We start from the raw sequence: 21,387 nt of genomic DNA, 5'->3' as shown, positions 1-21,387 counted from the left end.
ATGACGTCAATGCGTTTCGAAGTGGTGCCGGACGAACTCGCCACCCACGCGAGCCATGTGAGCGCATTGAACGACCGGACGGGCACCGCGCTTTCCGCGGCGAACACGGTCAGCATGGACAACAAGGCCTACGGCCTGCTGTGTGCCTTCCTGCCGCCGATCGTGAACCCGGTGGAACAGAAGGGAATGGACGCGATCAAGGCCGCTTCGCAAGCGTTGGGTACCACGGCCGGCAACGTGCGTGCGGCGGCGAACGCCTACCGGGACAACGAGCGGAACAGCACCGAAGCGCTGACCAATCAGTACAAAGATCTGACTGCTCTTTCCGTGCCCAGGACAGTACGTGCCGGGTGACTGCTCCCTGCCGGGCTAAGGAGCTTGGATGAGTAACCCGTTGGTCGCCCCGGTGCAGAGCTCGACGGGGTCCTTCACCGGCGCGGACCTGATGGAGGACGTCGCCAGTACGGCACAGGCGATCCAGAGCGGTGACTGGGCCGCCGGTGTGATGGGCTTGGTGGGCGCCGCGATGGATGTGGTGGGCGCGGCGCTGGACCCGTTCGGGGCGATTTTCTCGGCCGGGGTCGGCTGGCTGATGGAGCATGTCGGGCCGTTGAAGGAGGCGCTGGACGCGCTGGCCGGCAATCCCGACGAAATCCAGGCACACGCGCAGACCTGGCAGAACATCAGCGCCGAACTGGGAAAGATCAGCCAGGATCTGAACCAGGCGATCACCTCCGATGTCGCGTCGTGGCGCGGGGCGGGTGCCGATGCGTATCGGGCGCGTGGTGGCGATGTCGCCAACCTGATCGCCGCCGCCCAGGCCGCGGCGGCCGGTGCCGCCAGCGGGGTGGGCACGTCGGGTGAGGTGGTGTCGGCGGTGCGCAGCACGGTGCGTGAGATCATCGCCGACCTCGTCGGGCATCTGGTGAGCTGGGCCCTGCAGGTGTTGTTCACGTTGGGGATCGGCCTGATTTGGGTGGTGCCGCAGGTGGTGCGGGCGGTGGCCTCGACCGCCATCAAGATCGCCGGGCTCACCCAGAAGCTGGTGCAGGCGCTGGGAAAGCTGATGCCGATGCTGTCGAAGCTGGGTCGTTCGTTCGATGACGCGGCCAAGAGGCTGAACGACATCAAGCCGTCCAAGGTGGACACTCCGCGGGGTTTGCCGTCCGAGGACAGCAGTACGACGGCGTCGAGTTCCCGTAGTTGGGCTTCGAAACCGTCGGGCACCACAACGCCCTCCGCCGACAACAGCAAATCTCTCACCGGCCAGATCGAGACGGCCGGGCCGATGGGGCGCAACGGCGAACCGCCGGCGGCCGTCACCACCACTTTCGAGCCGGGGCAGGTCGTCTTCAAGCCGTTGCTGGACAGGAACGGCGAGGTGGTCGGAATCTGCTTCCCGACGAAGCGCGGCGACGTGGACGAGGCCGCCCGTTGGCTCGGCAAACCGAACCGCACGTCCGACAGCACCTACGTGCACGATTTCCGGCCCGGCGCCGATTACACGTCGGCCCCCACGAAGCCGTCCCCGTGGGCGGGACAGAAACCGTTCTACATCTACGGGCATGCGAACCCCGACGAGTACGCGGTCGCGGTGCGCCGGCCCGGGGGCGGTACGGATATCAACACGATCGACGGCGCGACGCACGGCAAACTGGTGTCCGACAACTACTTCTTCCAGCAGGCTTCACGCGCCAACCCACACCGGCCGGTCGTGTACACTTCGTGCCTGTCGGGGCACCCGGACGGCACTGCCGCAGCCGACTCGGCGGCCGCGGTGCACGTCGGTGGACACAAGGGGACCGCCTACGCGCCGACCGGAACCGTCTACTCCATATCGAAAAACGACAGCTCCTATTATGGAGTCGAGCCCGCCGTGGACGGGCAGGGAAACACGGTCGCCGGCGAGTTCAGGCCATACCCGAAGCCGGGCGGTTCGGACAGTTCCTGGATGCGATGGCTAAGGAGTCTTCCCGGTGGGAGATCGTGACGATTGGGCCGTGCTGCTGGATCCGGTGTGGGAGCCGCGTTTCGACGGCGAGCAGCCGCCCACGGAAGCCCTGGTCGGCGGCTGGCCACTGGACGAGCACGGCAACCCCGGGCGGTTCGAGCCGAACCCGGAGTATGTGCCCGCCACCGCCTCGTCGCCGACGGACCCCGCCGACGCAGTGATGCGGTTGGTGATGGAGGGCACGGCGCCGGGCGACGCGCTGCTGCCGATCGTGCGGGACGCGATGCTGGCGCTGGCGGTCAGCGAGGACGGGTACCCGCTGGTCGGCCCCGCCCCGGACGGTGTGCCGTGCGTGGCTGTGGTGACCGCGCCGGCGCATCGCACGCGAGTGGAAACCGACCACTGGGCTGAGGTCACGGCCGAGCAGTTGCTGGACGTTTTGCCGCCGGACACCGACATCCTGCTCAACCCGGACGGCCCGGCGTCGACCCGGCTGCTCGCCGGCGCGCTGCGCGCCAGCTACACCGAGCCCGACTGAGTCCGGCCGGCGGTGAAGAATGATTGTGGGGCATGCACCAGCATCGTCTGGATGTCCTCATCGCGCACGCCGGACTCGCGCAGTGCCGGCACCACCGTCTCGGGAATGTAGGTGTGGTGCCAGTTCGGCGCCATCTGCTCGGCGTACCCCGGCGGGAACCAGTCCACGTGACAGGACGCGTCGTGCGCGAGATGCAGCTGCGAGGCGTAGCCCGCGTCGGTGAGAGCGGCGATCGTCGCGACGCGGTCGGTGGTGGCCAGCGGGAAGTCCAATCCGAACCGGTCCATGCCGAGGAACGAGCCGGCATCCAACAACTGCCGCAGGTAGTCGAGGTCCGTCGTGTCGCCGCTGTGCGCGATCTGCACCCGAGTCAGGTCGACGCCCTCCGCGCGCAGCACCTCCTGCGCCACGAGCCCCGTCCGGTGCCGGGTACTGGTATGGACCATGATCGGCACGCCGGTGCGCTTGTGGGCCTCCGCCACGGCACACAGGACCCGTTTGACGCCCCGGGTCAGCTCGCGTTCGATCGCACACTTGAGGAACGCCGCTTTGATACCGGTGCCGCCGATGCCCTGTTCGATATCCGCGACGAACATCGACACCATGCGCTCGTCGCCCTCGATGAGCGCGCCGGGCCCCTCGTAATGGAAGAACAGCGGGACGTCGCCGTAGGTGTACAGTCCGGTGGCCACCACGATATTGAGGTCGACCTGCTCGTTCACCCGGGCGATGCGGCGGATGTCCCGGCCGAGGCCGAGCACGGTCGGGTCGGCGATGGTGTCGACGCCCAGTTGCCGAGCCGCGCGCAGCTTGGCGATCGCATTGGCGACCTGGGCCTCCTCGTCCCACAAGTCCGGATAGTTGAGCCGGATCTCTTCATTGAGCACGAAAACGTGCTCGTGCATCAGGGTGGTTCCGAGGCCACTGACCGGGACCGGGCCGCGGACCGTTTCGATATCGGGCATCAGGGTCACCGGCGATCCACTGTGGTGGGAAGCGGCTCGAAATGCCGGGCCGCCATCGAACCGGCCGCCGCCTCGACCAGTTGGCAGTCGCGTCCGGCCTGCCGCACGAAATAGGTCAGCAGATCGCGATCGGATACAGCTCGGGTTTCGGCAATCGCGCGGCGGGCCTGGCGCAGATCGTCGACGGGCTTGCCCAGCAGGGCGGCGAGGTCGGCACGTTCGGCGGCCTCCAGAGCGGGCTGAAGCCGATGGGCCGCCCGGAGGTACTTGATCATGCGACTCACGGCCTTGGCGCGCGCCGCCCCGAACGAGCTGCTGGTCTGCGGAACGACGACGTCGCGCAGGTCGGCAAGAGCCTTCTCATAGAGCCAGTCGAGCGGCGGCGCCGGTGCGCCGACAGCAGTCGCGGGGTGAACGTCCATATCGGACAGTTCCGCCAGCGCCTCGGCACACAGGCGCCGGTGGATCGGGCCGAGTGTCAGCCAGGTCGCGGCCTCGCCGGCCGCCGGGTCGGCCGCGCGGAGCAGGGCGAGGATGACCACCCGGAGTTCGTTGAACGCGCGGTAGTACCGGATCCGGTCGACATCGACCGTGAAGTCGACCCGGGTCGCGTACTCCGCGATACCGCCGGCCAGGTCGGGCAGCGGATCGAACACGCTGCGCACACTGATCCACGCGAGGTCTTCCATCGGATCGCCGAAGTGCGCGAGTTCCCAGTCGAGCAATGCGGTGACGCGGTGACCGTCGTGGAGGAAGTTGCCGGGTCCGCAATCGCCGTGGACGATCACGACCGGACCCTCGGCCGCCGGGATGTTCTCCCGCAGGTATCGCAAACCGAACTCCACCAACGGATCGGCCTGCACGGTGCCGCGGTACAAGGCCTCCCAGCGGTCGATCTCCCGGCGTGCCACAGCGCGGAGATCGGGGAGCAATGGCTCGGTTGTGAGTGCGACGTCCGTCGCTGGCAGGGCGTGCACGGCGGCGACAGCATGCATGAAGGATCGGGCGACCCGGGGCCGGTCGGCGGGGTCGAGGCCTGCGAGCGAGACACGACCCGCCACCCGCTCACACAGCATGGCCCGCCCCTGGGGGTGCATCGCGACGACGCGCGGCGCCGGTACGCCCCGCGGTGCCATGACACTCAGAAACTGCGCTTCCCGATCGAGGGTGAACGGGGTTTGTGCCTCCTCCGAGTTGAACGTGAGGAACAGCGGCTCGAGCGATCCGTCCCGATCGACGTCGACAGACCACGCCTGGCGCCGCCCGCCGCCCGGAACCCGCTCCGCGCGCGTTACCGAAGCGCCGGTCGCGGCGGCGATCCAGCTGAGCAGTTCGGCGGGTAACTGGGTCACGTGGTGTCCTTCCGGAGGTGGTCACGGAACATGCGCATCGGCCAGATGTCCTGGTCCTCGCCGAAACAGGTGACTCCGTCGACCTCCCACCTCAGGGTGGTGATCACACAGACACCGGTGGCGAGCGGCAGGAAGAACCGATTGATCGCCTGCGCGCGGGCACACAGCGCCGACTCGTCCGCGCCCTGTGCCGTGAGGTCCACTGTGGACACCCAGCCGTGCAGTGGGTCGCGTCCGGTGCGCCGCTCACCGCCGGTCAAGCGCACCGTTTCCGGTCCACGGCGGACGTAGCCGGCGAACAGTCGTTCCCCGCCGTCGCCCGGGGTCGTATAGGCGAGGGCGCTGCACCCCGGGCCGGCGAGCCAGGTGTAGTTCATTCGCCGCCAGCCGCGTTCCCGGCGCGGGCCCCACGAGCGATCGCGCATGGCGTAGCAGTCCACTGTGATGTGCTCGCCGTCGAGCCGGAGTTCACCGGTCACACGGCCGGTCTGGTCGAGGTGTCCGGCGTGCGTATAGGGCGCCTCGCCGGTCACCTGCGGCGGTTCGGCCGCCTCGAACCGCAGGCCGATCTCGGTGCCGGCCCGGTCGCTGTAGGCGACGTCGTAGTTGCGAAGCGGTGTCCGGGTGGTGACCGACATCCCGGTCGGGAACACGATCCGGCGCTCGGACACTTCGGCCGGAAACTTCACGTGCGTGAAGTTCTCGTAGAACCGCGCGTCCCACGGGCTCGACGAACGATCGTCCCAGATCCACATACCGCCCGTGGTCACGCCCGAATTCGGCCGGACCCCGGTGTACAGCCAGCCGGACAGCAGCCGGTCCGGCACGTGGAACGCGTACCAGAACGACTCGTAGTGGTAGAAGTCGTCGGTCGGCGGATGCAGACCATCGTCGGCCGGGGACAACCGCGGCGTGGTCATCGCAGGCCGGGGTCGGCGGTTTCGCTCAGGTAGTCATCGGGCTTCAGCTCCCGGGTGCGCCGCCAGTACTCCAGGTACGTCCACGGGCTGCTCACGACGACTCGCCCCGCCGGGTTGCGGTAGTAGGTCGTCATTCCCGGGTGGGCCCAGATCGACTTCGCCAGGGCCGCGTCCAGTTCCGCGTTGTAGTCCAGGAAAACGTCCTTGCGTACTTCCAGACTCCGCCGGTGCTGCTCGATCATCACCTTGATCGCCTGCTGGACGTACCGCACCTGGAGTTCGATCGAGAGCACCGCGCTTCCGCCGTGCCCGGCGGTGGTGTTGGGTCCATTGAGGATGAACAGGCTCGGGAAGCCGGGGACCGTCATGCCGAGATAGGCACGCGCGTCGTCCTGTCCCCACACCTCGCTCAGCTTCTGGCCGGCTCGTCCGGTGATTTCGATCGGCCAGAGAAACCGCAGTGCGCGGAACCCGGTGGCGAGCACCAGAACGTCCACCGGGTGCTCCACTCCGTCCGCCGTGTGCACGCTGTGCGGGCCGATCCGCTCGACCGGAGCGGTCAGCAGGTCTATGTCGTCGCGCCGCATCGTCCGATACCAGCCGTTGTCGATGAGCGGACGCTTGCCGTACGGCGGATAGTCGGGAACGCAGGCGTCGACGAGGTCCTCGCGATCGCCGAGTTCTGAGCTGATGTAGTTGGTGAGCCAGACCCGGTGGGCTTCGTTGGCCGCGTTGATCGAACGATCCGGGTGCTCCCACGCGGGGTCGACCTGCAGCTGGGAATGCAGGCGGTCGCCGAACATCCACAGTGCGCGCAGGCGATACCAGCGGGCGTAGAACGGAATGTGCTCCAGCGCCTGGCGAATGCGGTGGGGGACCGGCAACTGACAGTTCGGATGGGGGATCGCCCACTGTTTGGAGCGCTGGAACACCAGGACCCGTTCGGCATGGCCGGCGATGGCGGGCACCAGTTGCATCGCGCTGGCCCCGGTGCCGATCACGCCCACCCGGCGGCCGGTGATCTCGACATCGGAACGCCATTCGGCCGTGTGCATCCGAGGACCCGCGAAGTCGTCCAGTCCGGGAAGATCCGGCTTCATCGGCCGGTTGAGCACGCCTACGGCGGAGATGAGCACGTTGCCGACGTAGTCCGTGTGGTCGCCGTTCGCCGCTGTCGTCCGCACCGTCCAGGTGCCGTCATCGTCGTTGTAGGCGGCCTGATCCACTTCGGTGCCGAAGACGACATCGTCGAGGACACCGGACTTTTCGGCGACGCGCACCAGATAATTGCGCAGCTCGTCCTGGCGGGAGAAATAGCGAGTGGGGCCGACGAGCGGATCGAATGAATACGAGTAGAGGTGACTGGGCGTATCGACGCCGCACCCGGGATAGGTGTTCTCGAACCAGGTGCCGCCGAGGTCGGGGTTCTTTTCGAGGATCGTGAAGCCGACCCCGGCCTGCTTCAGTTTGATCGCGGCACACAGCCCGGCCAGGCCCAATCCGATGATGAGCACCCGGAATCCGGGCGCGGCCGGGCTGTCGATTTGCACATCGCGGCCGGTCTGCCCGAACTCCTCGGCGAGCAACGGCCCGTACTCGGCCGGGACCGGTTCGGCCAGTGCGGCGCTCAGCAGCCGTGCGATGTCTATAGGTTCCAGTGACACCGGCACGAGGTCGCCGGCGTAGTACCGCAGGACCGCCTGCAGGGCGGACTCGCGGACGTGATGCTGCAGGTCTTCCGGTAATCCGCCCGAGTCGTTCTCGTCGAAACCCCGTGCCCCCGTCGGCGTGTACGGACTGTCGAGCCAGCTGTGGTCGCCGGTCAGCTGGGCGAGAACGAGCAGCAGGATGGGGATGTTGGCCGCGGCCAGTGCAGCCCGGAGCTCGTCCTCGGCCAAGCCTGTATACGGGGCCTCGTGCGCCATGGATCCGTCCCCTAGTCCGGGCACCGCAGTGCTGCGTCAGTAACTATAGTAAGTACACACTATCATAGGTCCGCGAGCCCGCGTGTGACGTTGACAGGCGGCTCGCGAAATTTGTATAGTTGGTACTCGCTTAATGTCTTTCCTGAAATCGCTTGAGGCAACGGAGCCGCTGTGGAGATCACCAGTACCGATACCGGTCGAAACCGCATTCCGGACCACCTTCGCGGCCCCCTCGCGCCGATGCGCTTCGAGGCGACCGTCGAGGAATGCGTGGTGTCGCAGGGGGTCGTGCCACCGGAACTCAATGGCGGCTTCTACCGCAACGGCCCGACCTGGAAGCGGCCGACGATCCAGGGACTCGACACCGCGTACTCGATGGACGGCATGATCCAGGGCCTGGTGTTCCGTGAGGGACGCGTCGACTTCCGCAACCGCTGGACCCGCACCCCCAAGTACCTCGCCGAGCAGCAGGCCGGACGTGCGCTGTTCGAGTGGAGTGACGCACACTTCGGCGACTGGCGCGCCTGGGCGCTGGGCGACGTCAAGCGGGACGAGTGGACCAGTGGTGTTCCGCAGGGAACCAACGCGGTCAACGTCGTCCCGTTCGCCGGCGAGATCCTCGCCCTCGGTGAGAACGACGCGCCGGTCGCGCTCGACCCGCTTTCCCTCGAGACCAACGGGGTTGTGCCGTGGTCGGCCAAACTCGACCGGTCGATGGTGCCGCCGGCCTGCTACGGCGACGGGGCGTTCGCGGCGCACCCCAAGTGGGACGCCCGAACCGGCGAGCTGTACGGATGGTCCTATCGGGACTCGCCGCCGTACGTGACGTTGCACTGGGTCCGGCCGGACGGATCGGTGAGCTCGCGACAGGTCTGGGACGCGCCCTATCACACCGTCCTGCACGACATCTGGCTCACCGAACGCTATGTGGTGCTGCCGTTCCAGCCGTTCACCGCGTCGCAGGAGCGGATCGAAAAGGGATTCTCGGCGTATGCCTGGGACCCGGATCTGCCGATCTCGATGGGCCTGGTGCCCCGCGCCGACATCGACGCCCCGGTGCGCTGGATATCGGGGGAGTTCCCGGCGCAGTACGTCATGCACATGCTGTCGGCCAACGAGATCGGCGAGAGCAAGATCGTGCTGGACGCGCCCATCTTCGACCGGCCGCCGTTCCAGTTCGAGGATCGCTTCAAACCCGGGGATCCGTTCGTACCGTTCTGGAAACTTGCCACGAGTGGCATGGGCCGGTGGACGATCGATCTCGATCGCGGCGTCGCGAGCAGTGAGATGCTGGGCGACCGGCCGGTCGAGCTGCCGAAGGTCGACGAACGCCACTACGGACAGGCCTACACGTGGGCCTTCCTCGTCGGCGGTGATCCGACCCGCGACGGGGGCATGCGGATGAACACCGTGATCAAGCGCAACGTGCACACCGGCGAGGAGGACGTCTACCGGGTCGACTCGGACCGGCACGTGGCCGTTTTCGAGGGCACGTTCGCCCGCCGGTCGCCCACCGCACCGGAGGGCGATGGCTATTTCATCGTCCCCGTATCACGATTCGCTGAGCGGACCTCACAGTTCCTCATTTTCGACACTCGGAGTTTCGCGGCCGGTCCGGTCGCCACGATCGACCTTCCGTTCCTGATCGGCTGGTCGCCGCACGGTCACTGGATGGACTTCGCATGACCGGCCGGCAGCCGCAGCTCGGTTTGTTCTTCTTCTACACCGACGCCGCGGCCCCGCTGACGGAACTCGCCCGGGTGGCGGAGGAGGCCGGGGTCGAGTCGATCTGGGTGCCCGAGCATTCCCATGTACCGCTGGAGACGGCGACCAAACCTCCACTGGGGGAACGGACTCCGGACAAGTACGCGCGGCTGTACGACCCGCTGATCGTGCTGTCCTCGCTGGCCGCCGTCACGTCCCGGGTCAAGCTGGGTACGGCGGTCAGCCTGATCGCCCACCACGATCCGATCATCCTGGCCAAGCAGCTCGCCAGCCTGGACCAGCTCTCCGGCGGCCGCCTGATCCTCGGTATCGGGGCGGGGTGGAACCGGGCCGAAATCGAGAACCACGGCGTGGATTTCGACGCTCGCTGGCCGCGGGCCATCGAGCACCTGCGGGCGATGAAGGAGATCTGGGCCCAGGACGTCGCCAGCTTCGCCGGCCCGCACGTGTCCTTCGACCGGATCCAGAGCTGGCCGAAGCCGCGCCGGAACGGGCACATCCCGGTGTTGCTCGGCAATCTGAATCCCACTCCGATGGTCGCGCGGCACGGTGACGGCTGGCTGCCCCTCTCGATGGCGCACCCGGGGGATCTGCCCGGCCAGATCGAGATCCTGCGCAAGCGGGTGCGGGAGGCCGGCCGCGACGATGCCGATCTCGACGTCACGGTGATGTGTCTGGAAAGGACAAGCGCCGCCACGGCCGGCGAGTATTTCGCCGCGGGCGCGACACGTGTGGTGCTGCGCGCGCCCCTCGGTGACGCCGGCAAGCTCCGTGAATTCGTCGCCGGCTACACGCCGGCGCTGTCAGCCCGGGGAGCGTGAGGACTTGCAGGAAGGAGCACACACGATGACCGCGACCACGGAACGTGTCGCCTTCTCGTCCCAAGTGGACGAATGGCCGCATTCGGTTTTTCCGACCGGCTGGTTCCAGCTCGGCTGGCTCGACGATCTGCAGCCGGGGGAGGTGAAACCGCTTCGCCTGTTCAGCCGCGAGCTCGTGCAGTTCCGGACCGCCGGCGGGGACGTTCACGTGCTCGACGCACATTGCGGGCACATGGGCGCGAACATCGGGCACGGCGGCTGGGTGGAAGGCGAATGCGTCGTGTGCCCGTTCCACGGCTGGCAATGGGGAGGCGACGGGATCAACCGCTACGTGCCGGCCGAGGACCGTGCCATTGACCGTCGCCGGCAGCGCTCCTGGCCGGTCACGGTCACCAATGGCATCGTCTGGATCTGGCACGACGCCCAGGGTCGCGAACCGCAGTGGCAGCCACACGCGACCCAGCCGGAGTTCGGGCGGGACGACTACTACCCGCTCAAGCCGCACTGCACGCGGCACTATCCCGACGCGGTCGCGCGGCCGCAGTACCTGGTCGAGAACAACTCCGACGTCGAGCACCTGCGCTGGGTGCACGGCACGAAGAGCCCGGTCCGGCTGGTGGACCAGGTCGAAGACGGGCCGTACATGGAGACCACGATCAGCCTGACCTACGGCTACGGGAAGAAGAGCACCAAGTTCACCCCGGACGGCCCGGTGGAGACGTTCCTGCTGTCGAGCACGCAGGGGGTCGGCGCGAACATGGTGCGCTATCCGCTGGACGGCACGATCACCTTCTATTGCTGCACACCGATCGACGACAAACTCGCCCATCTCTACCAGACCCTGTTGGTACGGCGGGAAGGTGGCACAGGGGACGAGCCGAGCGGTCTGGCGGGCGCCCGGGTACGGGAGCTGATCGCTCAATTCGCGAACGACTTCCCGATCTGGGCGCATCAGATCTACATCACGAAGTCACCGCTCACACGAGACGAGGCGAAGCCGATGGGCACGCTGCGGCGGTGGGCGAAGCAGTTCTATGCCTGATCGACTGCGGGCGTTCGCCGGCGACCTTTCCGACACCGCGCTCGCCGAGTTCACCGCGGCCCTGCGGGATTTCTTCGCCCAGACACTCCCCGGGGAAGCCACCGCGGTGGCCGAGGATCCCGGCGGCTGGTCAGCCAAGCTGTGGCCCCGGCTGGTCGCCGAACTCGACGTCGCCGGGCTCGCGCTGCCAGAGGCGTACGGCGGCAGCGGCCTCGGGATGCGCGCGCACGCCGTCGTTCAGCGTGAGGCCGGACGTCTGCTCGCGCACACCCCCTATTTGGCGAGCATCGCGCTGGCCGGCTCGGCTCTACTCGCGGTCGACGACGTGGCCGCACAGGAGCGATACCTGCCGCGGCTGGCCACCGGCGACCTCACCGCGACCCTGGTCCTCGGTGACGATCCGGGGATCAACGCCGCCCCGGGCGCAGGTGGCTACGTGCTGAGCGGGACCGCACCTCGCGTGCTGGACGGCGCGACGGCCGATGTCCTGTTCGTCAGGGCAAAAACTCCTGACGGCGTAGGCCTTTTCGCAGTGCGCGCCACCGCAGCCGCGGTCGAGCGCACGGTCCTGCAGACGCTCGATCTCACGCGGCCCATGGCGAACGTGACGCTCGCTGAGGCCGAGGGCGAGCTCATCGGTCCGCTCGAACAAGAACAGGCGCAGCCGCCACTCGTGTGTGACGCCGGTGCGATCGCGCTCGCCGCGGAAGCGCTTGGTGCGGCTGAACATTCGCTCGACCGTGCCGTTCGCCACGCCCGCGAGCGGTACCAGTTCGGCCGTCCGATCGGGAGTTTCCAAGCGGTCAAGCACCAGCTCGCGGACATGAGGCTTGCCGTCGATCGTGCGCTGTTCGGCGTCGACATCGCGCTCGGCGGCGTTGACGTCGGTCTGGCCGACTCCGGTTGCCGGTCCTCCCTCGCGCTGGTGACGGCGGTGGAGGCGCTCACCCACGTCGCGCAGCAGGCCATGCAGGTGTACGGCGGTTTGAGTATCACCTGGGAACATCCGGCCCATCTCTACCTTCGGCGCGCTCACTCGACGGCGCAGCTGCTCGGTCCACTGACGACTCATCGCGAGCGATTCCTGGTGCGCCAATGAGCGTTGACGAACTGAGTGCCTGGCTGGCCGGACGGCTTCCCCCTGAGTGGATCGCGGCCGTCGAGCGCGACGACGTGGCTGCGATCAGGCGTGCGCGAGCCGACGTCGACACACGATCGCTGCTGCACGACCTGGGCATCGCGGGCTGGGCCACCCCGGACTGGCCCGTCGAATACGGCGGACGCGGCCTCGACCGAGGCGCGGCGCGGCTGGTGGCCGCCGAACTCGCCCGTTTCGGCGTACCACGGCAGTACAACGTGATCGGGCTGGCGATGGCGGCCCCGACACTGCTCGCGTTCGGCACGGAGACTCAGAAGCGGCATTTCCTGCCGGCCATTGCCACGTATGACCATTCCTGGTGCCAGCTGTTCAGCGAGCCCGGCGCCGGCTCGGACCTCGCCGGGCTCGCCACCAGGGCGGTGCCTGTCGAGGGTGGCTGGCTGGTGAACGGTCAGAAGGTCTGGTCGAGCATGGCCCACGAGGCCGACTTCGGACTGCTGCTCGCCCGGACCGATCCGTCGTTGCCCAAGCACGACGGCCTCTCCTATTTCGTGCTCGACATGCACGCCCCAGGAGTCGACGTACGCCCGCTGCGCCAGCTCAACGGCGACGCCGAGTTCAACGAAGTGTTTCTCACCAACGTTTTCGTCCCCGCGGAGCACCTGCTCGGCAGAGTCGGCGACGGTTGGCGTGTCGCACTCACAACGCTGCAAAACGAGCGCAGCGCCCTGTCCGGTGCCGGTAGTGTTTCGGGCTCCAACATCGGCGGGCTCAAAGCCGGTCAACTCCTGTCGCTCGCGCGCGAGCGGGGACGCGACCACGACCCGCGTACCCGGGACCAGATCGCGGCCCGGCTCATCGACGCCTATCTGCTGCGCGCGGGCAATGCCAGGGCGGCGCTGATCCGCTCGCTCGGCCACAGCGCAGGCGCCGAGGGCGCGGTGACGAAGCTGATGTCCGCGGAGCACAACAAGCGGGTGCAGGCGCTGGTGATGGATCTGCTCGGTGCCGACGGAATCGCTTGGCTCTCGGACGCCACGCCGCCACCGGTCAACGGTTTCCTGCGGGCGCAGGCGAATACCATCGAGGGCGGGACATCGGAGATCATGCGAAACGTCATCGGCGAACGTGTGCTCGGCCTGCCCCGTGAACCCGACGCGTCGCGCGGCGTTCCGTGGACGGACATCCCGAGGGCCGCCAAGTGAGCGCGGATCTCGCGTGGGGGAGCGAACTCACCCACGAGGACGTGCTGGGCAGCCCGTGCCGGATGTTCTCCGCGAGGCGGCATCGGGTGGCCGACGTCCTGGACGACGCGGCGCGGTTCGGTACGCGCGTCTACCTGGTGGACGGCGAAACCCGGTTGATGATCGCTGCGGTGACCGCCGCGGTCGACGACGCCACCGATCGGCTGTGTGCGCTCGGTGTCCGCGCCGGCGATCACGTCATGCTCTACGGGCGCAACTGCGCGGAGTGGGTGATCGGGTTCTGGGCGGTGATGCGCTGCGGCGCTGTTGCCGTGCTCGGCAACACTTGGTGGACGGCGGATGAGCTCACGCATGCCGTCGCATTGGCCACCCCGGCCGCGGTCGTGTGTGAGGAGCAGTCGCGGGAGAGTTTTGGTGGCCTGCCCACGCTTAGCTTCGGGGAATTGGGGAACGCGCTATCGGCTTCTGGGCAGCGGCCCGAGGCTCCGCCGATCGGTGAGGGCGACCCGGCGGTGGTGCTGTTCACGTCGGGCACGACCGGCCGCCCGAAAGGCGTGGTGCTGTCCCAGCGCAGCGTGCTCGCGAACCTGCAGAACCTGCTCGCGTTGTCCCGGCGGCTCCCGAAGGACTTGCCGGTGGACGCCTCCCCGAGCGTGACCTTGCTGAGCGTGCCGCTGTTCCACATCGGCGGCGTGCAGCAGCTACTCACTTCGGCATTGACCGGAGGACGCCTGGTCTTCACGGGCCGGCGGTTCGATGGCGCCGAGGTCCTGCGCACCATCGAACGCGAAGCGGTGAAGGCCTGGGCCGCCGTGCCCACGATGGTGGGGCGGGTCCTCGAGGCGCGTGACGCCGGCGTGGAGGCCGACCTGTCGTCGGTTCGCGTGGTCACCCTCGGCGGCGCGCCGGTGCCCGAATCGCTGCGGAGCAAGGTCCGCGAGGCGTTCCCCAATGCGGTTCGCGGCACCGGGGTCTCCTATGGTCTGACAGAGGCCGGCGGTGTGGTCGCGGCCGGTGCGGGGCATGACGTGGCCACCCATCCGGGCACGGTCGGCCGGCCGACGCCGCTCGCCGAGGTGCGCATTGACGGCACCGGTGAGATTCTCGTGCGATCGCCGACGGTCATGGACCGCTATCTGGGCGGCGACGAGCAGGACGCCCCGTTCGCCGACGGCCGTTGGCTGCGCACCGGTGACCTCGGCAGTCTCGACGGCGACGGATTTCTCTATGTCACCGGCAGAGCGAAGGACGTCATCATTCGCGGCGGGGAGAACATCTGGAGCGCCACGGTCGAAGAGGCGATCGCTCAACACCCGGATGTGCGCCAGGTCGCGGTTGTCGGTGTGCCGCATGCCGATCTGGGGGAGCAGGTCGCGGCCGTCGCCACACTGCGGGCCGGGACTTCGCTCAGCCACGCCGGCCTGCGTGCGCATCTCGACGGTCTGGTGGCCCCGATGTCGATGCCCACGGTGTGGCGGGTCCGCCAGGACGACCTGCCGACGAATGCTGCCGGCAAGATCGTCAAGGCGCAGCTGCGCGCGGAGTTGCTGGCTGAACTCGGCTAGCGGTGCCGTTCGTTACTAATCCGACCACAGCCACGGCTATCCGGCTTACGTAGCAACGGTTCCGCGCCGCTCGGGGTCCGCCTACTTCTGGTCGGATTAGTAACCCGCTGCTGGTGGGCTGTAGAGGAGCTGGAGTTGCGTGTAGGACTCCAGGCCCCACGTGCCGTTCTCGGTGCCCAGTCCGCTGTCCTTGGCGCCGCCGAAGGGGCGGTTGGGTGCGAGTGCCAGGTGGGAGTTGAGCCAGACCGTCCCACACTCCAGTTGCTCGCCGACGGAGCGCACGCGATCATCGTCACCGCCCCACACCGACGCCGAAAGCCCGAAGTTGGTGTCGTTGGCGCGCCGGATCGCCTCGTCGAGGTCGGTGTACGGCAGGACAGGCAGCGCGGGCCCGAACTGCTCCTCGGCGACGATGGGCATGGTGTCCTCGACACCGGTGACGATCGTGGGCCGGTAGAAGAATCCGGGTCCCTCGGAGGCGGGACCACCGCCGATCGCCCGGGCGCCCCGGCGCACCGCGTCGTCGACAAGTCCGCGAACGCGCTCGAACTGAGGACGGTTGCTCACCGGGCCCAGCCGCACTCCCTCGTCGAAACCGTTCCCCACCAGGACATTCCGGGCGAGATCGACCAAGCCGTCGACGACTTCGTCGAACATGTGAGCCGGTACGAACACGCGCTTCATCGCCGAGCAGACCTGCCCGCTGTTCGTGAACGCGCCCCAGAACAACTCGGGCACGATGTCACCGGCGACGGCGTCGTCGAGGACGATCGCCGGGTCGTTGCCGCCCAACTCCAGCGTGGCGCGCTTGAGACCCGCGCCGGCAGCCTTGCCCACTTCCCGGCCGGCCGATCCCGAACCGGTGAACGTGAGCTTGCGCGGGATCGGATGCGTCGTCATCGCCGCCCCCAACTCGTCCCCACCGCTCACGGCATTGAGCACACCCGGTGGCAGAACCTGTTGCGCGAGCTCGATCATGCGCAGTGACGCGACCGGGGTGAAGGGAGACGGCTTGAGCACGAACGTGTTGCCGGCGAGCAACGCGGGCGCGATCTTCCACGCCGCGAGGAAGATCGGGAAGTTCCACGGCGTGATCCCCGCGACGACGCCGAGCGGGAGATGCCGGACCTTCGCGTGCCCCTTGCGATCGTCCTGGATCGTCGCGTCGAGCGGTGCCATCCGCCCGGCGTGCTTGAACCACACACCGGCGCCCTGCACCTCCGCGATCGCATCGGCCAGTGGTTTGCCCTGCTCGTGGGTCACGAGCCGGCCGAGTTCACCGGCGTGGGCGAACAACATCTCCGAGATCGCGAGCAGCGCCGCCTGGCGTGCGCTGCGGTCGCGTCGCCACTGTGGGAACGCTTCCGCGGCAGCGGTCATGGCCGCATCGAGTTCCGCGGTGCCGCAGTCCGGCACCGTGGCGAACGTGCTCCCGGTCGCGGGATCGAGCACGTCGAACGTGCGGTCGGTCAGTTCCGGCTGTCCGCCGATCGTCGCGGCCTGGGTGACTTGTGACGGCATTGTCGGCCCACGCCTTCAGGTAGGGTATGTAATGTGCTCACTATACATAACCCTGCCAGCTGCGAAACCTCAGGAGCGAGACGACTTGCGCTTACCCGCTGCCTTCCGGGGCGGAGCGTCCTCGGTGTTGCCGAGACGTTCCTGCACGCCCCCGACGAACATCATGGTGATCTCGCGCGCGGTCTCTTCCACATCCAGCGGCCGGTCGCACAGGATGCTGTCCAGCGCCGCTCCGAAGTGGATGCCGAAAAAGCCCTGCACGACGACGTCCAGATCGACCCGGGGCGGGTCCCAGCCCGAAATATCGGTAATGATCGTCTCGATCGCGTCGTGCAGCAGGGGGCGGATCGAGGACTGATAGAGGTCCTTGCCGCGGGCCAGCTCGGAGAACAGCGCGACGATGAGCAGCGGCGTGGTCTCGGTCAGCGCGCCGAGCAGGATCTCGTTGGCACGCCTGAGCATCGTGGCTCGCGGGACACTCTCGTCCTGGGCCAGTTCCTTGATCTCGCTCACCAGCTGGTCGGTGAGCTCGCGCAGCGGAATCTCGATCGCCTGGCGGTAGATCTCCTCCTTGGACGAGAAGATCCGGTACAGGAAGGCCTCGGTGATCCCGGCCTGGTCGGCGATGTCGCGGCTGCGGGTGCGGGCGAGACCCGACTCCAGGAAAACCTCACGCGCGGCATTGATGACCTGCGCGCGGCGGTCGGCCGCGTTGAGCCGGACCCGTGGCGCGGGGTTCTTGGCCGGCGGCTCCGCTGCTCGCGCGCCGCCGTTCCGGCCCGACGCCGCCCGGCTGCCGGCCGGTCGCTTTGTCGCGGCGTCGGTAGGGGTGCCGCCGGTGCGGGGCTTGGGTGCCATCAGCCGTCCGTTCTTGTCGTTCGACGTTGCCGGTACAGCGCTATACTACCTAAACGCTCAGATCTGTTCAGCTCGCGTCCGCGTGGGCGAGGTCCCGTCGAGCGGAAACCCATTCGAGCGAAAGTGGTGTGATGACAACTCAAGCGCGTCTGGTGTCGTCCGAGCCGGTGCTGCTGGTCGATCGACCCGCCGATGGGGTCGTCCGGCTGACCCTGAACCGGTCCCACAAGCGCAATGCGCTCAACAACGAACTGCGCGGCGAGCTGTTCGGCCGGCTGCGCGAGGCCGACGCCGATCCCGAGTGTTCGGTGGTGATCATCCGTGGCAGCAACGGGGTTTTCTCGGCCGGTTACGACCTGAGTGAGCGGAACCACCCGGTGGAGCGCGCGGCGGCGACCACCGACGGATGGTGGGCGCGCCATGTGGTCAACAACTGGTTCGAGATGTGGGACATGTCGATCCCGATCATCGCCCAGGTGGAAGGCTGGTGCCTGGCCGGCGGATCGGAACTCGCGGCGGCGTGCGACCTGGTGTACGTGGCGGACGACGCCCAGATCGGGTATCCGCCCGTTCGGTCCATGTCCACGCCGGACATGGTGTGGCAGCCGTGGCTGCTCGGAATGCGCCGGGGCATGGAGGCGATGCTGACCGGCTCGGCGCTGACCGGCGAGGAGGCGGTCGCGCTCGGCTACGCGAACCGGTGTTTCCCGGCCGCGGATATCGACGATGAGGTGGTCCGCATCGCCACTCAGATCGCGACGGTGCCGGCTGACTTGCTGGCGATCAACAAGCGCGCCTGCCACCGCGCGATGGAAGCGGCCGGCATTCGCGACGGCCTGCGCGCCACAGCGGAACTCAACGCGCTGGGCTTCCACCAGCGTTCCTCACGCGAATACATGCGCGGCTTCCGGGAGAAAGGCGTGCGGGCGAACCTTTCGGAACGGGACCGGGCTTTTGGTGATTACCGCGAGGGCGGCGCGGATTGAGTGTCGGCACCTTGCCGGCGGCGTTGGTGGGGCGCGCCAGCCACCACCAACGCCGACGACTTCGCGCGACCTACCGCGAGGGCACCGCGGACTGGGCCTCAGGTGGCCAACCGGCGACGAGTTCGCGCTTGAGGACCTTGCCCGCGGCGTTGGTGGGCAAGGGCTCAGTGCGCAGCCACCAGCGCGCCGGTACTTCGAAGTGTCCGAGCCGCTCCGCCGCGAACGCCGTCAACTCGCCGGTCTTGGGCGCAGGTGACGACGCGACCACCACCGCGCCGACGACTTCGCCGAGATCGGCGTCTTCGAGGCCCACCACCGCGACCTCGGCGACACCGGGGTACTCACGCAGAACCGCTTCCACCCGGCCGGCGCTGATGTTTTCCCCGCCACGGATGATCACATCCTTGATGCGACCGGTGACGTACAAGAAACGCTCGGCGTCGACGCGGCCGAGGTCCCCGGTGGCGACCCAGCCATCGTCGTCGATCGTGGTGTCATCCGGAAGTCCCCAGTAACCGTCCATACAGGCCGGTGACCGGACCAGGATCTCGCCGGTGCCCGAGCTGTCGGGATCCTTGACACGAACCTCCACCACCGGCGCGAGCCGCCCCGACGAGCCCGGGTGGGTACGGATGTCTGCGCCGACCCCGGTACTCACGACCCCGCCCGCCTCGGTGAGTCCATACGTTTGCCCGACTCCCCGTGTCGTACTGGGAAACGCGGCGGCCACCCGGGCGAGCAGCCCGTCATCGACCGGTGAACCACCCAGCACGACCGTGCGCAACGAACGCACATCGCGATGGCCCAAATCCCCGTGCGCTAGCAGCCGTTCCATCATCGTGGGAACGCCGGAGAACATCGTGACCCCCTCGTGCTCGACGAGCCGCAAGACGGCCGACGCTTCGAAACGGCCTTCGAGGAACACGATCCGGCTGCCGGTCATGAGCGGCACCAGGATCAACTGAATGGCGCCGATATGAAACAGCGGCAGGCCGACCAGGGTCACGCTCGCCGGGTTGTCGTCGCCGATCTGGTGCGGCAGCTTGTTCGACACGATCAACAGGGTCTGCAGGTTCGCCACGAGAGCGCGATGCGACAGCACCGCTCCCTTCGGGAAGTTCGTCGTCCCAGCGGTGAACAGGATCACGGCCGGCGCGTCCTCATCCACCTCCGGATCGTCCCAAATGGACGGAGCCAGGTCTTCGGCGGGCGTGCTGAGCCATTCGATCGGGATCGTGCTCAGTCCGGCCGGAACACGTCGCAAATGCCGCTCGTCCGCGACGAGGAAGGCCGGCCCACACGTCGCGCAGGCGTGCGCCAGCTCCTCGGCCGACCACCATCCGTTGCAGGGCACGACAATGCCGCCCAGCTTCAGCACCGCGAAGAAAGTGGCCGCCCACTCAGGACTGTTGGCGGCATAGATGGCGACCCGGTCCCCACGGCTGACCCCGCACGACGCCAGGCGATCCGCGACCGCGCGGGTCAACCGGGCGAACTCGCCGAAGGTGACGTGCCGATCGCCGTGCACGATGAACGTCCGGTCCGGCCAGCGCTGGATCTGGTCCAGGACGGCGACGATCGTTCGGCGACGGTCGCGATACACCCGGCACGGGTGGCCGTGTACCTCGCTGTGTGCGACGTCGGCGCCCCAGCCACGGTCGGTTGTCATTCCGGCTCCCTCATCGAGTGGCACGTTGACTCCGTTAGTATAGCTGGTACTGTATGAACTAACGGTGGTGCAGCGATGGGAGAAGCAGGGATGGCAGCAATGGAGCCGCAGTCCGGTCACGTCGCGACGCAGGAGCGCGACTTCCCGCAGATCGACGACGCGGAGGTGGCGGCGCTGCGGGACATGATCGGCCGCCCGATCCGCAGCGACCGGCCGCACGTCACCACATTGACCCCTGACGCGATCCGGCATTACGCGTACGGGATCGGTGACCGGAATCCGTTGTGGAACGATCCCGATCACGCGGCCCGGCGCGGCCGCGTGCAGCTGGCGCCGCCGACGGCGTTGCTGGCGATGGACAAGGTCTTCAGCGGGTACGTCACGGGGTTGCCGGGTATTCACGCGATGTACGCCGGCGCCACTTTCGACTTCGAACGCCCACTGCGGGCCGGTGACTCACTGACCGGTGACGCGCGCCTGCTCGAGTTGGTCGAACGGCCCAGTCGTTTCGCCGGCCGGTCGCTCCAGCAGATCTACCGGGTGCCTTTCCACGACACCGAAGGCAATCTCGTGTGTACCGGCCATTCCTATTGCTTCCGGCTGGAGCGGGACGCCGCGCGCGAGCGCGGGAAGTACAAGCCCATCCGAGTGGTCTGGACCAGTGAGCAGATGGAAGAGATCGCACAGCGCTACGCCGACGAGGAGGCCCGGCGCCGGGGCGCGACGCCACGATACGTCGAGGACGTCACGCCCGGCGACGCCGTTCCGCCGATCACGAAGGGCCCGTACACCGCCACCACCGCGATCGCTTTCCTGCTCGGCTGGGGCGGGCTCTATGTCCGTGCCCACGGCGACGCGTTCGACCTCTTCCGGCGGCACCCGGCGCTGGGCATCCCCAACGAGTGGGGCGTGCCGGAACCGCCCGAACGCGTGCACTGGGATCCGGATCTGGCGCGGCGGGTCGGTGTGCCCGGCGCCTACGACTACGGTCCGGAGCGGGTGTCCTGGATGGGTCACGTCGTGACCGACTGGATGGGCGACGACGGCTTCCTGCAGCACCTGGACGTCCAGGTACGGCGGCACAACGTCATCGGCGAACTCGTCACGTGCGACGGCACGGTCACCTCGGCCGACCCGGCGACCGGGCTCGTCAGGCTGACGTTGCGGGCGGTCAACCAGGACGGTGAGGAGTCCGCGCGCGGTACCGCTCGCGTCGTGCTGCCTCGTCGCACCCAGACCGTGTAG

General features: G+C 68.0%; 18 protein-coding genes. 11 read left to right on the top strand and 7 right to left on the bottom strand.

The features are described 5' to 3' along the window. The 3 genes from LOZ83_RS30620 to LOZ83_RS30610 are packed head-to-tail and all read left to right on the top strand — an operon-like array spanning position 1 to position 2,489. Entirely contained in the window at positions 1–354 is a 354-nt protein-coding gene (locus LOZ83_RS30620; protein WP_236795218.1) for a type VII secretion target, read from the top strand. A 28-nt stretch (positions 355–382) separates the two neighbouring features. Beyond that, positions 383–1,990, top strand: coding sequence for a WXG100 family type VII secretion target (locus LOZ83_RS30615; RefSeq protein WP_236795217.1), 1,608 nt, complete (start codon positions 383–385; stop codon positions 1,988–1,990). Then, positions 1,977–2,489, top strand: coding sequence for a type VII secretion system-associated protein (locus LOZ83_RS30610; protein ID WP_236795216.1), 513 nt, complete (start codon positions 1,977–1,979; stop codon positions 2,487–2,489). Before LOZ83_RS30615 ends, LOZ83_RS30610 begins: the two co-directional genes overlap by 14 nt. On the opposite strand, the gene LOZ83_RS30605 is transcribed toward LOZ83_RS30610, so the two are convergent. Genes LOZ83_RS30605 through LOZ83_RS30590 form a run of 4 tightly spaced genes read right to left on the bottom strand, consistent with a single transcriptional unit; the run spans position 2,471 to position 7,651 of the window. After that, positions 2,471–3,454 (bottom strand): phosphotriesterase, encoded by a 984-nt coding sequence (locus tag LOZ83_RS30605; protein WP_236795215.1) that lies wholly within the window; start codon positions 3,452–3,454, stop codon positions 2,471–2,473. The two genes, LOZ83_RS30610 and LOZ83_RS30605, sit on opposite strands and share 19 nt — an antisense overlap. A 5-nt stretch (positions 3,455–3,459) precedes the next feature. Continuing rightward, positions 3,460–4,806, bottom strand: coding sequence for a phosphotransferase family protein (locus LOZ83_RS30600; RefSeq protein WP_236795214.1), 1,347 nt, complete (start codon positions 4,804–4,806; stop codon positions 3,460–3,462). Continuing rightward, positions 4,803–5,726: a hypothetical protein gene (locus tag LOZ83_RS30595; RefSeq protein WP_236795213.1), complete on the bottom strand. Its 924-nt coding sequence runs from the start codon at positions 5,724–5,726 to the stop codon at positions 4,803–4,805. The genes LOZ83_RS30600 and LOZ83_RS30595 overlap by 4 nt, the downstream gene beginning before the upstream one ends. After that, positions 5,723–7,651 carry an NAD(P)/FAD-dependent oxidoreductase gene (locus LOZ83_RS30590; RefSeq protein WP_236795212.1) on the bottom strand — a complete coding sequence of 643 codons (1,929 nt, stop codon included), beginning with the start codon at positions 7,649–7,651 and terminating at the stop codon, positions 5,723–5,725. The genes LOZ83_RS30595 and LOZ83_RS30590 overlap by 4 nt, the downstream gene beginning before the upstream one ends. A gap of 240 nt (positions 7,652–7,891) precedes the next feature. On the opposite strand from LOZ83_RS30590, the gene LOZ83_RS30585 reads away from it, so the two are divergent. The 6 genes from LOZ83_RS30585 to LOZ83_RS30560 are packed head-to-tail and all read left to right on the top strand — an operon-like array spanning position 7,892 to position 15,108. Further along, positions 7,892–9,337, top strand: coding sequence for a carotenoid oxygenase family protein (locus tag LOZ83_RS30585; protein ID WP_236795211.1), 1,446 nt, complete (start codon positions 7,892–7,894; stop codon positions 9,335–9,337). Then, positions 9,334–10,197 carry an LLM class F420-dependent oxidoreductase gene (locus LOZ83_RS30580; RefSeq protein WP_236795210.1) on the top strand — a complete coding sequence of 288 codons (864 nt, stop codon included), beginning with the start codon at positions 9,334–9,336 and terminating at the stop codon, positions 10,195–10,197. Before LOZ83_RS30585 ends, LOZ83_RS30580 begins: the two co-directional genes overlap by 4 nt. 25 nt (positions 10,198–10,222) lie before the next feature. Further along, positions 10,223–11,239, top strand: coding sequence for a Rieske 2Fe-2S domain-containing protein (locus LOZ83_RS30575; RefSeq protein ID WP_236795209.1), 1,017 nt, complete (start codon positions 10,223–10,225; stop codon positions 11,237–11,239). Then, entirely contained in the window at positions 11,232–12,338 is a 1,107-nt protein-coding gene (locus LOZ83_RS30570; RefSeq protein WP_236795208.1) for an acyl-CoA dehydrogenase family protein, read from the top strand. Before LOZ83_RS30575 ends, LOZ83_RS30570 begins: the two co-directional genes overlap by 8 nt. Beyond that, positions 12,335–13,543: an acyl-CoA dehydrogenase family protein gene (locus tag LOZ83_RS30565; RefSeq protein WP_236795207.1), complete on the top strand. Its 1,209-nt coding sequence runs from the start codon at positions 12,335–12,337 to the stop codon at positions 13,541–13,543. Before LOZ83_RS30570 ends, LOZ83_RS30565 begins: the two co-directional genes overlap by 4 nt. Further along, on the top strand, positions 13,540–15,108 hold the full coding sequence (locus tag LOZ83_RS30560; RefSeq protein WP_236795206.1) for a class I adenylate-forming enzyme family protein: 1,569 nt from the start codon (positions 13,540–13,542) through the stop codon (positions 15,106–15,108). Before LOZ83_RS30565 ends, LOZ83_RS30560 begins: the two co-directional genes overlap by 4 nt. Before the next feature lie 96 nt (positions 15,109–15,204). Here LOZ83_RS30560 and LOZ83_RS30555 read toward each other — a convergent pair whose 3' ends face one another. Both LOZ83_RS30555 and LOZ83_RS30550 read right to left on the bottom strand, forming a co-directional pair. Continuing rightward, the gene (locus LOZ83_RS30555) at positions 15,205–16,629 is read right to left on the bottom strand and encodes an aldehyde dehydrogenase family protein (RefSeq protein WP_236795205.1); all 1,425 of its coding nucleotides are present in this window, start codon (positions 16,627–16,629) and stop codon (positions 15,205–15,207) included. A 69-nt stretch (positions 16,630–16,698) separates the two neighbouring features. Continuing rightward, positions 16,699–17,487 (bottom strand): TetR/AcrR family transcriptional regulator, encoded by a 789-nt coding sequence (locus LOZ83_RS30550; RefSeq protein ID WP_236795204.1) that lies wholly within the window; start codon positions 17,485–17,487, stop codon positions 16,699–16,701. A 131-nt stretch (positions 17,488–17,618) separates the two neighbouring features. On the opposite strand from LOZ83_RS30550, the gene LOZ83_RS30545 reads away from it, so the two are divergent. Beyond that, positions 17,619–18,473, top strand: a complete 855-nt coding sequence (locus LOZ83_RS30545) for an enoyl-CoA hydratase/isomerase family protein (RefSeq protein ID WP_236795203.1) — start codon at positions 17,619–17,621, stop codon at positions 18,471–18,473. Between the two features lie 70 nt (positions 18,474–18,543). Here the strand turns inward: LOZ83_RS30545 and LOZ83_RS30540 are convergent, their stop codons facing one another. After that, complete coding sequence (locus LOZ83_RS30540; RefSeq protein ID WP_236795202.1) at positions 18,544–20,142, bottom strand: class I adenylate-forming enzyme family protein; 1,599 nt, start codon at positions 20,140–20,142, stop codon at positions 18,544–18,546. 90 nt (positions 20,143–20,232) lie between these two features. Between LOZ83_RS30540 and LOZ83_RS30535 the strand changes: the two genes are divergently transcribed. After that, the gene (locus LOZ83_RS30535) at positions 20,233–21,387 is read left to right on the top strand and encodes a MaoC family dehydratase N-terminal domain-containing protein (RefSeq protein WP_236795201.1); all 1,155 of its coding nucleotides are present in this window, start codon (positions 20,233–20,235) and stop codon (positions 21,385–21,387) included.

This window comes from Amycolatopsis sp. GM8, assembly GCF_021653975.1.
GTDB lineage: Bacteria > Actinomycetota > Actinomycetes > Mycobacteriales > Pseudonocardiaceae > Amycolatopsis_E.
This window is presented reverse-complemented; position numbering and strand designations above follow the sequence as displayed.